This is a genomic window from Kitasatospora sp. NPDC057512, from assembly GCF_042802135.1.
Lineage (GTDB): Bacteria > Actinomycetota > Actinomycetes > Streptomycetales > Streptomycetaceae > Kitasatospora.
In genome coordinates this window covers 1-13,426 of record NZ_JBHVET010000152.1, presented here as the reverse complement: position 1 = coordinate 13,426, position 13,426 = coordinate 1, and the positions used below count along the sequence as shown (strand labels likewise).

11 protein-coding genes and 1 tRNA gene are annotated in these 13,426 nt (G+C 76.3%); 5 read left to right on the top strand and 7 right to left on the bottom strand.

Annotation, left to right across the window (positions count from 1 at the left end; genetic code table 11):
• Window positions 1-102: 102 nt before the first annotated feature.
• Both ACFU6K_RS13260 and ACFU6K_RS13255 read left to right on the top strand, forming a co-directional pair.
• Window positions 103-846: a hypothetical protein gene (locus ACFU6K_RS13260; RefSeq protein WP_380662719.1), complete on the top strand. Its 744-nt coding sequence runs from the start codon at window positions 103-105 to the stop codon at window positions 844-846.
• Between the two features lie 36 nt (window positions 847-882).
• Entirely contained in the window at window positions 883-1,332 is a 450-nt protein-coding gene (locus ACFU6K_RS13255; protein ID WP_380662717.1) for a GNAT family N-acetyltransferase, read from the top strand.
• A gap of 9 nt (window positions 1,333-1,341) precedes the next feature.
• Here ACFU6K_RS13255 and ACFU6K_RS13250 read toward each other — a convergent pair whose 3' ends face one another.
• The 6 genes from ACFU6K_RS13250 to ACFU6K_RS13225 form a co-directional block, all read right to left on the bottom strand.
• A complete protein-coding gene (locus ACFU6K_RS13250; RefSeq protein WP_380662715.1) occupies window positions 1,342-2,502 on the bottom strand; it encodes a hypothetical protein in 1,161 nt (386 codons plus the stop codon).
• Window positions 2,503-2,958: 456 nt separating this feature from the next.
• Window positions 2,959-3,747: a hypothetical protein gene (locus ACFU6K_RS13245; protein WP_380662713.1), complete on the bottom strand. Its 789-nt coding sequence runs from the start codon at window positions 3,745-3,747 to the stop codon at window positions 2,959-2,961.
• Between the two features lie 194 nt (window positions 3,748-3,941).
• A tRNA-Met gene (locus tag ACFU6K_RS13240) sits at window positions 3,942-4,015 on the bottom strand.
• Window positions 4,016-4,103: 88 nt separating this feature from the next.
• The gene (locus ACFU6K_RS13235) at window positions 4,104-5,456 is read right to left on the bottom strand and encodes a PrsW family intramembrane metalloprotease (RefSeq protein WP_380662711.1); all 1,353 of its coding nucleotides are present in this window, start codon (window positions 5,454-5,456) and stop codon (window positions 4,104-4,106) included.
• A gap of 114 nt (window positions 5,457-5,570) precedes the next feature.
• Entirely contained in the window at window positions 5,571-6,401 is an 831-nt protein-coding gene (trmB, locus tag ACFU6K_RS13230) for a tRNA (guanosine(46)-N7)-methyltransferase TrmB (RefSeq protein WP_380662709.1), read from the bottom strand.
• A gap of 171 nt (window positions 6,402-6,572) precedes the next feature.
• Entirely contained in the window at window positions 6,573-8,000 is a 1,428-nt protein-coding gene (locus ACFU6K_RS13225; protein WP_049658584.1) for a hypothetical protein, read from the bottom strand.
• An 816-nt stretch (window positions 8,001-8,816) separates the two neighbouring features.
• On the opposite strand from ACFU6K_RS13225, the gene ACFU6K_RS13220 reads away from it, so the two are divergent.
• The 3 genes from ACFU6K_RS13220 to ACFU6K_RS13210 all read left to right on the top strand — a co-directional run bounded on the left by ACFU6K_RS13220 (window position 8,817) and on the right by ACFU6K_RS13210 (window position 12,603).
• Complete coding sequence (locus ACFU6K_RS13220) at window positions 8,817-10,979, top strand: asparagine synthase-related protein (protein WP_380662707.1); 2,163 nt, start codon at window positions 8,817-8,819, stop codon at window positions 10,977-10,979.
• 287 nt (window positions 10,980-11,266) lie between these two features.
• Window positions 11,267-11,788 carry a universal stress protein gene (locus ACFU6K_RS13215; RefSeq protein ID WP_074002090.1) on the top strand — a complete coding sequence of 174 codons (522 nt, stop codon included), beginning with the start codon at window positions 11,267-11,269 and terminating at the stop codon, window positions 11,786-11,788.
• 110 nt (window positions 11,789-11,898) lie between these two features.
• Window positions 11,899-12,603: a DsbA family oxidoreductase gene (locus ACFU6K_RS13210; protein WP_380662705.1), complete on the top strand. Its 705-nt coding sequence runs from the start codon at window positions 11,899-11,901 to the stop codon at window positions 12,601-12,603.
• A gap of 137 nt (window positions 12,604-12,740) precedes the next feature.
• Here ACFU6K_RS13210 and ACFU6K_RS13205 read toward each other — a convergent pair whose 3' ends face one another.
• Entirely contained in the window at window positions 12,741-13,304 is a 564-nt protein-coding gene (locus ACFU6K_RS13205) for an NPCBM/NEW2 domain-containing protein (RefSeq protein WP_380662703.1), read from the bottom strand.
• Window positions 13,305-13,426: the final 122 nt, after the last annotated feature.

The following is a 13,426-nucleotide window of genomic DNA, read 5'->3' as shown; positions in this document are numbered from 1 at the left end:
CCCGCTGGGCTACGACCTCCCGCAGGACGGCTCGCTCTCCCCGCAGCAGGTCATCGCACGCATCGGCGCGCGGGCGGGGCCGCTCCGTGTTCGGATGGCCGGGTGGCCGCCGGCCCTCCCCCCGCCCACCCGGACGTCCTGGTCACCTCCCGTCCGCTGGACGAGTACTGCGCCCTGTTCGGCCTCACCCGGGCCCGGCTCGCCGCCCTGCCCGGGCCGCTGCTGGACTGCCCCGGAGGCGCGGCCGGCCTGGCCGCCGAGGCGCGCGAGCTCGGCTGCCGGGTGGTCGCCGTCGACCCGGCCTACGCGCTGCCGCTGCCGGTGGTCGCCGACCTCGCCCTGGCCGCCCGGGCGGCGATGGCCGCCTCGATGGCCGCCCGCCCGTGGCTCCACCCCTCGCCCCGCCCGTACCGGCCCGAGCGGTACCTGCGCAGCTGGGACCGGGCCCGCCGGCTGTTCGCCGCCGACTCGGCCGCCCACCCGCAGCGGTACGTGGCCGCCGCGCTGCCCCGGCTGCCCTTCGCGGACGGCGCCTTCGCCCTCACCCTGAGCGGCCACCTGATCTTCGCCTACCCCGAAGTCTTCGGCCCGGAGCGCCAGTTGGCGGCGCTGACCGAGCTGGTCCGGGTCACCTCCCCGGACGGCGAGGTCCGGGTCCAGCCGCTGAACGACGGGCACGGCCACCGCTGCGGCCACCTCGACCCGCTGCGGTACGCGCTCGGCGAGCGCCGGATCGCCAGCGAGATCCGCCGCTGTCCGGGGCCGGTGGACGGCCGGACCCTGCGGGTCCTGGTGCTGCGGGCCGCCGACCGGCGCCGCCGGGCGGCCCGGCACCTGGTTATGTAATGGTCACTACTCCAGTTTGCCCCTATACTCGCCGCCATGATCGAGACGACTGTCCGACGGGCCGAGGCGACCGACGCCGACCGGCTCACCGACCTGATCCATGCCTCCTCCGCCTACCACGGCGAGTACGCGCCGATGATCGACGGCTACCGGGTGACGCCCGAGTACATCGCCGGCCACGAGGTGTTCCTCGCCGTCGACCCGGCCACCGACCAACTGCTCGGCTTCTACGGGCTGATCCGCGAACCGGCCGAACTGGACCTGATGTTCGTCGCCGACGAGGCCCAGGGGCGCGGCACCGGCCGCGAACTGATCGCGCACATGCTGGAGCAGGCCCGTGCGGCCGGCGTCGCCAGCGTGCTGGTGGTCTCCCACCCGGACGCCGAGCGCTTCTACCTGCGGGTGGGCGCCGAACGCGTCGGCACCTTCCCCGCGCACGGGAGGATCACCTGGGACCGTCCCGAACTGCGCTTCACCATCCGGTAGTTCCTCCGGCTAGGAGGTCCCCGTGGCCGCCGGCCCGCCCGGTCCGCCCGGCTGGGCCGGTACGGCCGGCACCGTCGTGACGGCCTGCGGGGCGGGCCGCGCCGGCTGCTCCGGCAGGAGGGCGGCCCCCTGGAGCCGGGACAGGATCTTCTCCGCCAGCCAGCTGCGGTCCGACCCGTACGGGATGCCCCGCGGGTCCACCAGCTGCGTCGCCACCGCGTCCCGCAGCCGCTGCGCCCCGGCGGCGGGCAGCCAGGAAAGCAGCCCCCGGGCGGCCAGCAGGGCGTGGTACTGCTCGAAGTCCGAGCGCGGGTGCTCGATCGCGTCCAGCACGCTCGGCAGGTCCGCCAGCGCCGGGTCGCCCTGCATCAGCGCGAGCGCCTGGATCCGTCGGCCCTCGGAACCGTCCGCGAAGAGGTCCCGCACCTGGTCGGCGGTCAGCGCCGACCGCCGCGCGGTCGAGCGGACCTCCGCCACCACGCCCTCCGGCCCGGCCGGCGCACCGGAGGCGGGCGGCAGCTGGCCGGCCAGGGCGGCCTGGCGCTCCGCGCTGCCGCCCAGCAGCCCGAGCTGCTGCATCGCGCGGACCCGCAGGTCGTCCGCGCCGACCTTGTCGCCGTGCCGGTCGCGGTCCTGCCCGGCGAGGAAGAGGTCCAGCGCCTGGTCGGTCTCGGTCAGCACCTGCGGCAGCGCCAGCCGGGTCACCAGCCAGCCGGCCAGGAAGCCGAAGACCAGGAAGTACAGCACGAGCGCCGACGCGAACGGCACCGCCTCCGCGCCGCCGCCGAGGGCGGGCGCCAGCGCCGTACCGAGGTCGTGCAGCCGCTCGCCGAGCGAGCCGAGCTGGGTCAGCCCGACGCCCAGCAGCACCTTGGTCAGCCAGTCCGAGACCTGCTCCAGATTGGTGTTCGGCGCGTACGAGCCCTGCGGCTCACCGGTGCCGCCGCCACCGCGGACCCGGGGCACCCCGAACAGGAAGCCCAGCCCGCCGCCCAGCACCACCGAGGCCCCGACCACCACCAGCCCGCCGCCGAGCGCCTGCCAGGAGTGCTCCCGGCCGAGCGCGAACAGCAGCAGCCCGAGCAGCCCCGTCCCGGCCAGCACCCCGGTGGCGCCCCACTGCGCCGTCCGCAGGGCCGCCCCGCCGTCCCGCCGCCGCGCCTTCGCCATCGCCTACCCCCTGTGCCCGCGCCGCTCCGCTCCGGAACCCGCGCCGACTCTAGCGCCGCGGCCCCACCCCGGACACGCGACGGCCCTCCCGGCCCCGCCCCGGCCCTCCCGGCCCCGCCCCCGGATACGCCACGGGGAGCCTCCGGCGCAGTGCCGGAAGCTCCCCGGGAACGCAGACGACCCGCGGGCTGCTCCTCTGCGCCGGCCCGTGCACTGGCCAGGCGCCGAGGCACCGGGGATGTTCCGGTGAGCCCGCGGGCCGGGTGACTGCTGTGGATTTCGCCTGCCGGAGGCCTGGGGCCTCACCCTGCGCAGGCAGGGGCGGCTCTAGCGAGCAGCCACCTCACGCATCCTGACGGTACTCAACTCAGGATCACCTCCCTTCAGTGTGCTGCCAGCCTAGGCAGCGCTCCGGCCGGAGGCAACGGATTATTTCGCGGTCCCCGCGTCCGCCGCTCAGGCGGTCTTGAGCTGGTCCTTGAACTTGGTGAAGTCGATCGTGTTGTCGGCCGACGGGACCTGGACGGTCAGCGGCTTGTCGAACTCGCTGAAGTCGATCTTGCCGTTGCCGTCCTTGGCGCCGGCGTGCTCGATCCGCACCGGGTAGGGCTTGCCCTCGGTGGCGATCTGGAGGGTCGTGACCTCGCCCTTGGAGTCGGTGCTCTTCAGGCTGAAGGTCTTCACGCCGTTGACGTCGCCGGCGGAGCCCTTCTCGACCTTGTCGCTGCTGCTCTTGCTCTCGGTGATCTTCTTGCTGAAGTCGGCCAGGTTGCAGACCTTGGTGAGGGAGCCCATCGACGGGTCGTTCTCGAAGCCGGTCAGGTAGCGGCCCTTGAACAGCTCGGCGGCCTTGGCGCCGTTCGGGCCGCCCACGGCGGTCCAGAAGGCGGTGTCCGGCTTGACGTACGAGGTCTTGCCGTCGCTGATGATCTCGAACTTGCCCATGCCCGGCATCGCCATGGTGCCGGTGCACTGGCTCTTGCTGTCCATCGTCAGGTTCAGCTCCATCGCACCGTCACCGGTGTCGACGGTGCCGGCCATCTTGAGGGAGGTCGCGGAGGCCAGGGCGTCCTTGGCCTGCTTCTCGATGTCCTGGGCGCTGAGCTTGCCGGTGTCGAGCTTCTGCGCGGCGCCCGCCTTGGCGTCGCCGGCCTTCCCGTCGCTCTTGGCGCTGCCGCACGCGGCGGTGCCGGCTGCCAGGACGAGGCAGAGTGCGGCGGTGCTGACCAGTCGCTTCGACAGCATGTGGTGATTCCTGTCCCGGGGTGGCCCGTGCGGCCCCCCAATTGGATGAATTTTTCCTCAGTATGGTTCAGGCTTCTGACAGGTGATCGCCGGACGGGCCGCTGTTACAGCTTCGTGGCAGGACCGTGCTGTGCCCGTACCCGGACATGCGAAAGGCCCGGAGGAAGAATCCTCCGGGCCTTTCCGCTACTGAGTAGCGGGGACAGGATTTGAACCTGCGACCTCTGGGTTATGAGCCCAGCGAGCTACCGAGCTGCTCCACCCCGCGTCGGTGAACACAACAATACGTGGAAGTCGCCGCGATGGGAAATCGGTTCTCCGAGCACCTCTTGAAGGCACCTCCTCAGGCACCTGGTTCAGGGCACCCGGGCGCCCCGCCGCCGGGCGGGCGCCGCGTGCCGGCCCGTGCGGCACCTCGCCCAGGCCGCGAAGCAGACCAGCGCGGCGAAGCAGGGCACCATCAGCGCCCCGTACACCACCAGGAAGCCGTCCGTGCCGAGGTCGGCGGCGGCGTTCCAGGTGCCGTGCAGGGCCATCGCCAGCAGCAGCCCGGCCGGGACCGCCAGCCGGGCCAGCCAGCGCCGTGCGGTGGTGAGGGCGACGGCCAGGCCGATCCCGGTGAGCGCGGTGAACAGCGGGTGGGCGAAGGGGGAGAGCAGGGCGCGCAGCACGAAGGTCTGCACGGTGCTGTCGAAGTCGCGCAGGCTGGGCGGGTCGCCGAGGCCGATGCTGTCCAGCCGCTGGCGCTGGTCGCTGGTGAAGGCCCGGCCCAGGTAGAGGGCGTTCTCGGTGAACGCGAAGCCGCAGGCGGTCATCCCGCCGAGCACCACCCCGGCGGCCAGGGTGCGCGGCTGGGAGCGGCGGTGCGGCGCACCGGAGGGCGGGGCCGGGCGCAGGTAGGGCAGCGGCCGCAGGTACGGGCGCAGCCGCAGCCGGCCGCGGGCGTGCGGCCCGACCGGGTGGCGCGGGTACGGGCGGGGGCTCCGGGGCGCGGGCGACCGGCGCAGCAGCGGCGCGCAGGGGCGCCCGGTGCGGCGGCCGTGGCAGCGCAGCCGCTGGCCGAGCGGGAGCAGGAGCACCAGCAGGGCGGTGGCCTTGGCGGTCTCCTCGATCACCGGGGTGGCGACCCCGGCGCCGAGCAGCTCCTCGAACGGGCCCCGGTGCCGGGCCAGGTAGTTCGCCGTCCAGTTGTTGGCCAGGATGGCGACGGTGGTGGCCGCGCAGGCGCCCCAACCGAGGCAGAACACGGTGTGCCGCAGCGGCACCCGGGCGGTGAGGTTGAGCCAGGCCAGGCCGCCGAGCACGAACGGCAGCGGCACCATCGCCAGGCCCAGGCCGACCAGCAGCCCGACGGTGCCGGTCTGCCGCTGGACGAGGTGCAGGATCAGCACCCCGCAGCCGATCAGGGTCAGGACGGCGGTCGCGGTGACCGAGGAGAGCGCCACCGAGCGGCTGCGGCCCGGCGGGGCCCCGGGGGCGGCAGGGGCGGCGGGCGTCCGGGCCGCGGCGGGGGCGACGGTCGGGGACCGGGTCGGTACCGGGACGGCGGCGGTGCCCGGAGCGGGCAGCGGGCGGTGGGCCCGGTGCCTCCGGGGCCCCGGGATGGTCCGGGTGTCGCCGGTGCGCGGGACCGTCTCCGGTGCGCCGGCGGCGGCTCCGACCGTCGTCCGACCCTTCGCCCGGAACCCGCCGCCGGACGGGCTGCCCATGCGGCACAGGGTAGGCCACGGCGGTGGCCCGCCGGGAGGACTCGGGACGAACCGTCCGCCCCGGTCCCGCCGGTACGGCCGCCGCGCGGTGGCCCGTTCGAACGGGCCGGTGGGTCAGCGGCGGCGGAACAGCAGGTCGTGGACGACGTGGCCCTTGGCGATCCCGGCCCGTTCGAACTTGGTGACCGGACGCCAGTCCGGCCGCGGGGCGTAGCCGGGGACGCTGCCGTCCGGGTGGTCCGCGGGCTCCAGCCAGCCGGTCCCGTCACCCTCGGGGTGCAGGTTCTCCAGCTCCGGCGAGGCGGACAGCACGGCCAGCATCTGCTCCGCGTACGGCTCCCAGTCGGTGGCGCAGTGCACCAGGGCGCCGGGGGCGAGCCGGGGCAGCACCAGGTCGAGGAAGGCGGGCTGGACCAGCCGGCGCTTGTGGTGCTTCGGCTTGGGCCACGGGTCGGCGAAGTAGACCCGCAGGCCGGCCAGCGAGGCGTCCTGGAGCATGTCGCGCAGCAGGATCACCGCGTCGCCGGCGGCCGTCCGGACGTTGCGGGAGCCGTCGCGCTCCAGCATGCCGAGCAGGTTGCCGTGGCCGGGGGTGTGCACGTCGGCGGCGAGGATGCCGGTGGCCGGGTCGGCGGCGGCCATCGCGGCGGTGGTCTCGCCCATGCCGAAGCCGATCTCCAGGGTCACCGGCAGACCGCCGAACAGCTCCGGCAGGTCCAGCGGGGTGCCGTCGATCGGGATGCCGTACGTCTCCCAGCTCCGGTCCAGGGCGCTCGCCTGGGCGTTGGTCATCCGGCCCCGGCGCGGCTGGAAGCTGCGGATGCGACGCTCGCGGTGCTGGGCCTCGGTGGCCTTGTGCGGGTACATCGGCGCGGGGTAGGCGGCCGGCGCGGCGGACAGCCGGGCGGACGGCGAGGGCTGGGGGATCGGGGCGGTGGCAGTCACAATCAACCGAGTCTACGGGGCCGCCGGGGCACCCCGGCCGGGCCTGTGACCGGGCTCATCCGGACCCGTCCGGGCCTCGGCGCACCTCGATCACCGCCGGGCCCGACCGCCGTTCCGGCCGCCGTTCCGATCGCGCGCCCCGGTGGCCGGCCCGATGTGTCGCTCCGGCGCTCACGCCGGAGCGACGATCACCGCCCGCGCCCGCTCGGTCAACTCCCGTACCCGGCGTTCACCCTGGAAGGGCTCCAGCCGCCGCAGCATCTCCACCACGTACTCCCGGCTGCGCTGCGAGGAGATCCGGCCGGCCACCTCGACGGCGCGTTCGCCGGCGGCGACCGCGGCGTCCAGGTTGCCCGCCTCCGCCTCGGCCATCGCCGAGACCACCAGCCGCAGGCCGTGCGAGCGGACGAAGCCCTCGGTGGGCGTGGCCAGCGCCTCGCGGGTGAACTGCCGGACCTTGGAGGGCACTCCGAGGTCGCGGAAGCACTCGGCGGCGTCGGCGGCGAGCCGGTCGTAGGCGTAGAAGTCGATCCACGCCGGATCGGGATCCCCGGCGCGTGCCCGTTCGAGCGCGCTCTCCGCGGCGCCGAGCGCCGTCGCGCACGCCGCCGCGTTGCGGGCCTTGGCCTGGGCCCGGGCCTCCACCAGGTGGAAGAAGCTCATGGTGCGGGCGGTGGCCAGGCCCCGGTTGCGCTCCAGCGCGGCCTGGGCGAGGTCGACCGCCTCCTCGGCGAAGCCCCGGTAGCCCGCCTGGAGGCTCATCGAGGCCAGCACGTAGCCGCCGAGCGGCACGTCGGCGGCGGCCCGGGCGAGCCGCAGCGCCTGGATGTAGTAGCGCTGGGCGGCCTCGTGCTGCCCGGTGTCGAAGGCCATCCAGCCGGCCAGTCTGGTCAGTTCGGCCGTCGCGCCGAACAGCGCCCGGCCGACCGCGTCGCTGTACGAGGCGAGCAGCAGCGGCGCCGCCTCCACCCGCAGGCACTCCGGAACCATCGACGAACGCCAGTCCCCGCCACCGTACTTGGAGTCCCAGCGGCGGGCCTCCTGGGCGGCCTCGCGGAGCTTGGCGGCGTCCGAGTGGCCGACCCGGTAGGAGGAGGTGTCGGTGGGGGAGCGCGGCACCTCGCGGGCCACCGAGCCGTCCGCCGGGGTGATCAGCCAGCGGGAGACGGGGGTCGCGTACGCGGCGACCGAGAAGGTGCCGGCCAGGCTGTCGCTCCAGCGGCCGCCGCCGGGGCCCCGGCGCAGGTCGAGGTCGACCCGCCACAGGTCGGTCGCGGAGCGGACCGCGTCGGCGACCTCGCGCGGGAAGGCCAGGCCGAGTTCGGGCGCCGGGTCGGTGTCGCCCAGGCCGATCTCCTCCAGCGGGACGGGCCGGCCGAGCTTGCCGCCGATGGCGGTGGCGATCAGGTGCGGGACGGGCCCCTGCGGCACCATGCCCTTGCTGACCCAGCGGGCCACCGAGGTCTTGTCGTACCGCAGGGTCAACCCGCGCTGGGCGCCGAGGTCGTTGACCCGGCGGGCCAGTCCGGCGTTGCTGATCTGGGCGAGGGTCAGGAGCGTGCCGAGCCGTTCGTTCGGTCCACGTGGGCTGACGGTCATGGTGGCGGCGGCACCTCCTGCGGCCTTGTGCGCGGGGCCCGGGCGGCACCGGGCCGTAGCTGCTGTACCTAGCGTAGTCGGACGCGTTCCGACGGTTAAGAGGTCGCATTCCGGATGGCGGGATCGCGCACTCGGCGGTGCCGCACCGGAGTTGGTCCGGACCACTCGGATCCGGCCGACCGCGCCGCGCTCCGGAGCGTCGTGCTCCGGTCCCGTGTACACGTGCGCCCGGCCGTGCCCCCTGGCCCGACCGGCAGGTCGGCGATTCGCTGGTGGTCGTGGGTCGGCCTGCCGTCGAGGACCCGGCGGGCCGGGGGACGCCGCCGCCTCGATCCCCGCGGGCGGCGGTGGAGTCCGGGAGGGCGTGCGGATGCCCTCCCGGGCCGGGCGACGCCTTTCGGCCATCTCGCGATGCCCATGCCAAAGGCGTTCGTCGGCGGTCCGGGCCGGGGAGGGGGAGGCCCGGCCCGCCCGCCCCCCGGGAGCGCCGGGACGATCGAACTCCCCTCCGAGGCACGGAACTTGTCCACCAGGGATGACCGGGTGCCGGAGCGGCCCCGGGCCCGTGAGCGCACCCCTGGGCGCACCCGGCCCGCCCCGCCCCGCCGCCGCGGCCGTCGAACGACCGGTCCGACCGGGAGCGGAACCCGAAACACCGACCACGGCGACCTCCCGCGGTGGCACGATGTCCCTGACGGCGCGTCGAGCTGCGGGGGCACGCCGGGACGCGCACGGGCCGCCACGGCACACCACCCGGCCGCCCGGCGGGCGGCGGGCGCACCGCACGGATGCAGGTCCTCGTCCGGTGGAGGCGCGATGCGGTGGCTGACGGGCTGGTGCACGGGCGCGTCGAGCGCGGGCACCCCGGCGTACGAGGCGCTCGCCAGGGTCGAGCCGATCGCCGCGCGCCCGCTCTGGGCCGGGCCCGACCCGCTCTGGGCCGTGGGCGACTGGCGCCCCGGGGAGATCCGCCTGGTCACCCTCCGCCCCGGCGCCCCCGCCGTGGTCAGCACCGGGCCCACCACCCCCGACCGGGTCGAGGACACCCCCGCCACCTCCCGGCTCGCCGTCCTCGGCCACTGCGGCGCCACCGACGCCGAGCTCGCCGCCGGCCTCGCCGCCGCCCGCGGCGGCGCCGTCCGCCACCTGACCGCCTGGCCCGGCAGCTACACCGTCGTGCTGCGCTCCGGCACCCGGTCCACCCTGCTGCTCACCGACCTCGCCGGCGCCCAGCCCGTCTTCCACACCCCGTGGGCCGGCGGCACCGCGTACGCCACCGCCGCCCTGCCGCTCGCCGACCTGGTCGGCGCCCCGCTGGACACCGGCCACCTCGCCGCCCGGCTCGCCTGCCCCGAGTCCCCCGAGGCGCTCGGCACCGGCACCCCGTACGAAGGCGTCCAGGGGGTGCCGCCCGGGCACGTGCTCGGCATCCGCGGCGGCCGCCCGTACCTGTCCGGCTACGACGACCCGGCCGGCGCCGAGCAGCCGCGCGACGAGGCGCCCGCCGTCCGTGAACTCACCCGCGCCCTGCTGGAGTCCGTCCGCTCCCGGGTCCGCACCACGGCGCCGCTCCCCGTCCCCGCCCCCGACCCGGCCGACCCGGTCGGACGGGCCCGGCTGGGCGTCGACCTGTCCTACGGGACGGCCTCCGCGACCGTCGCCCTGCTCGCCGCCGCCGTCCCGCTGCCGTCGGCTCCGGCGACCGCGTCCACCGCGGTGGTCCGGGCGGCCGCCGCCGGGGCCAGGAGCGGTGCGGTCAAGGGCTCCTGGGCCCGCGCCGCCGCCCAGGAACCCGCCGCCCCCGAACAGCTGGCCGCCGTCACGCTCGGCGAGACCGAGCCCCCGGCCGGCCTCGCGCTCGCCCCCGACACCCCGCGGCTGCGGCACACCGTGCTCGACCCCGGCCCGGACACCCTCCCGTACGCCGGGCCGGGCGCCGACCCGCAGGCCGGCCGGCTCACCGACGAGCCCGGGCCCGAACTCGTCGCCGCCGCCCGGGCCGAGGCCCGCTTCGACGCCGGCGGCACCGACCACCTCACCGGCTACGGCGCCCGGCAGGTGCTGGACGGGCACCCGGCCCGGCTCGCCGACCTCCTCCGGGCCGGCCGGCCGCGCGAACTGCTGTCCCCCGTGGTGGCGTTGGCCGGCGCGGACCGGGCGGCCGCGGGCGTCCTCGCCGGCACGCTGCGCACCCCGCTCACCGTGCTCCGGGCCGCCCACCGGCTCTCCCGGGTCCGCTACGCCGAGGCGCTGGACGAGGCGGCCGCCCGGCTGACCGCCCGCCACGTCCCGGACGGCGCCGGCACGGCCGGGGCCCGCTCGGCCGCCGACCTCGCCTGGTGCGTGCCCGGCCCGGCCGCCCGCTGGCTGTCCGACGAGGCGCTCTCCGCCGTCGCGCTGCGGCTCCGCCTGGCGGCGCGCAGACCGGCGCCCGGGGAACACCCCGGCGCGCACCGGGCCCGGCACGCCCTCTACCGGCAGGCGCGCGGGTTCCGCACGCTCGTGCACGCCGCCGAACAGCCCGGCCAGCGGCTGCACGCGCCCTTCCTCGACAACCAGGTGGTGCGCGCCGCCCGGCTGCTGCCCGACGACGTCCGCCTCCAGCCCGGCGCCCGGCACGCGCTCCTGCACGCCGTCCTCACCGGCGCCGGCCGCACCGACCTGCCCCCCGACTGGGGCCGCGTCCCCCGCCCCGACCGCGCCGCCCCCGCCCGCACCGGCCTGCGCCTCGCCGCCGACGGCCTCGCCGAACTCTTCGACGCCCCGCTGCTCGCCGAAGCCGGCCTCATCGACCTCCCCGCCGTCCGGGCCGGCCTCGCCCGGTCCGCCGACCCCGCCACCCCCCTCTCCCCCTCCGCCCTCGCCGGCCTCGCCGACCTCGTCTCCACCGAACTCTGGCTCCGCCGCATCCGCGCCCGCCGCCACGGCGCCTGCTGGACCGGCCTGCCCACCCCCCGTCAGCCCGCCCTCACCTCCTGAACCCCGGTCGACCCCGGGCAGGTCGACGCCCCGGCCCGCCGACCACCGCTCCCTGCCGACCCCGGGCGCCCGCCCGTGCCCGGCTCCTGAGCCCCCGGCCGCTCCTGGCCGCCCTGGCCGGCGCCCGGGCCCGTTGTCGCTCGTCCACACCCCGGCCCGCCGGCCGTCGGTCCCAGCCCCAGCCCCGGTGCCCCGCCCCTCCCCGCCCTGCGGCGCGGTTGCCGGGTCCGGATCGGCGGGGCGGTGATGATGGCGGGGGTGTGGATCCGGGGTGAGGAGGACGTGCGGTGGCCGGTGGGAGCGCGGGGCGGGAGGTGCCGGTCGTGCTGTCGGTGCTCGGGCGTCCGCCGGCGGGGCGGCCCCCGGGCGTGCTGGCGGCGTGCGACGGGTCGGACGGGTCGCTGTGGGCGCTGGACCGGGCGATGACGGAGGCCGAGCTGTTCGGGCTGCCGCTGTACGTGCTCGCCGTGGTCAACCCGGCGCCGGCCGGCTACCCCCCGGGGATGGCGGAGCTGGTGCAGGAGAGCGTGGAGACGCTGGTCGAGAGCATGGCGGACGGGCTGCGCCGCTCGGTGGCCGCCGTGCAGCGCCGGCGCCCCGTGCCGTACGCGGGGGAGCTGTCGCTGCACGTGGTGCTGGGCAATGTGATCGAGGTGCTGCTGGAGGCGGCGACCCGGCAGCACACGCTGGTGATCGGCACCCGGGGCAACGGCGGCTTCGCCCGGCTGCTGATGGGGTCGGTGAGTTCGGCGGTCGTGCACCACGCGGCCTGCCCGGTGCTGGTGGTTCCGGCGCCGCCCGCGGCCTGACCGGGAGCGGAGCGGGAAGGAGGCCCCCGGGGTGCCGGGAATGTACCGAGATGGTTCATCGTTCATCCATCTTGTCCCCATCCCACAAGACGCCCCCTGGAGCCCCCCGCATGAAGGTCGAGATCTGGAGCGACATCGCCTGCCCCTGGTGCTACATCGGCAAGCGCCGTTTCGAGCAGGCCCTGGCGGACTTCCCGGGCAAGGAGCAGGTCGAGGTCGTCTACCGTCCGTACCAGCTGGTCCCGGACGCCCCCGCCACGGCGAGCCCGCACCGCGCCTGGCTGGCCGAGCGCTACGGCCCGCAGTCGGTGGCGATGGACGCGCGGGTGGCCGAGCTGGGCCGCACCGAGGGCATCGCGTACGACTTCGACGCCGCGCTGCACGCCAACACCTTCCTGGGCCACCGCCTGCTGCACCTCGCCGAGGCCGAGTACGGCCCGGCCGTCCAGGGGCGGCTGAAGGAGGCGCTGCTGAAGGCGCACTTCACCGACGGCGTCGACGTCGGCGACCGTGCCGCGCTGACCGACGTCGCGGTGGCGTCCGGCCTGGACCGGGACCGGGTGACCGCCTACCTGGCGGGCGACGAGGGCACCGCCGAGGTCAACGCCCAGCTGGCCGAGGGCCGGGAGCTGGGCATCAACGCCGTGCCGACCTTCGTCTTCGAGGGCAAGTGGGCCGTCCAGGGCGGCCAGGACGCCGCGACCTTCGGCAAGGTGCTGGAGCAGGTCGCCGCCGAGATCGGCGAGCGCCGTCCCGCCCCGGTGCAGGTCGCCCCGGCCGGGGAGGCCTGCGCGGACGGCTCCTGCGCCATCTGACGGCCGACCCGCCCGTGCCCGGCCCGGGCCGGGCACGGCACCGCGGACCCGAGGCCCGCTCCAGGACCCCTGGAGCGGGCCTCCGTCATGCCCGCCCGGAGCGCGCCCGGGTCACGAGCAGCGGAAGCGCGCCCGGGTCACGAGCAGCGGAAGCGGGCCTCGGCCCAGTCCGCGACGTTCAGCGCCGACCAGATCCCGCTCACCGGCGTGACCGACAGCTTGATCGACTTCTGCCCGGCCAGCGGCACGTGCACCGGCACCGCGTCGTCGCCGACGGCCAGCGCGCGGGAGCGCCACAGGACGGTGCCGTCGGTGCCCTGGACGGTGAAGACGACCCCGCCCGGCGAGATCGTGGCGTCGTCCACCCCGGCCACCGCGTCGAAGGACGTGCACGTGCGGTTGAGGTCGATCACGGTGGCCGCCGGGGCGTGCACGGTGATCACGTGCGGGTGGTAGTCGCCGCCGATCCAGCCGCCGTCGCGCTGCCAGAACTTGTCGCTGTCCTTCTGCCGGATGCTCGGCTCGGGCGGCGGCACCCGGTTGTTGCCGGGCTTGAGCACGGGCAGCGAGTTGCCCCAGAAGTCGCTGAGCACCGGCGGCGTCGGCGTGGGGACGGTCGGGGTCGGCACCGGCGGCAGGGTGGGCGTCGGGACGACCGGCACGTCGGGCGTGGGCAGCGGCGGCAGGCTCGGTACGGGCACGACCGGGGGAGTGAAGGCCGGCGTCGGCGTCTTCGGGCTGCCGGACGTGGGCGTGCCGGACTCCGGCGCCCGGGTGGTGGCGGGCGGCGGGGCGGGCGTGGACGCGGCGGCCGGCTTGGTGT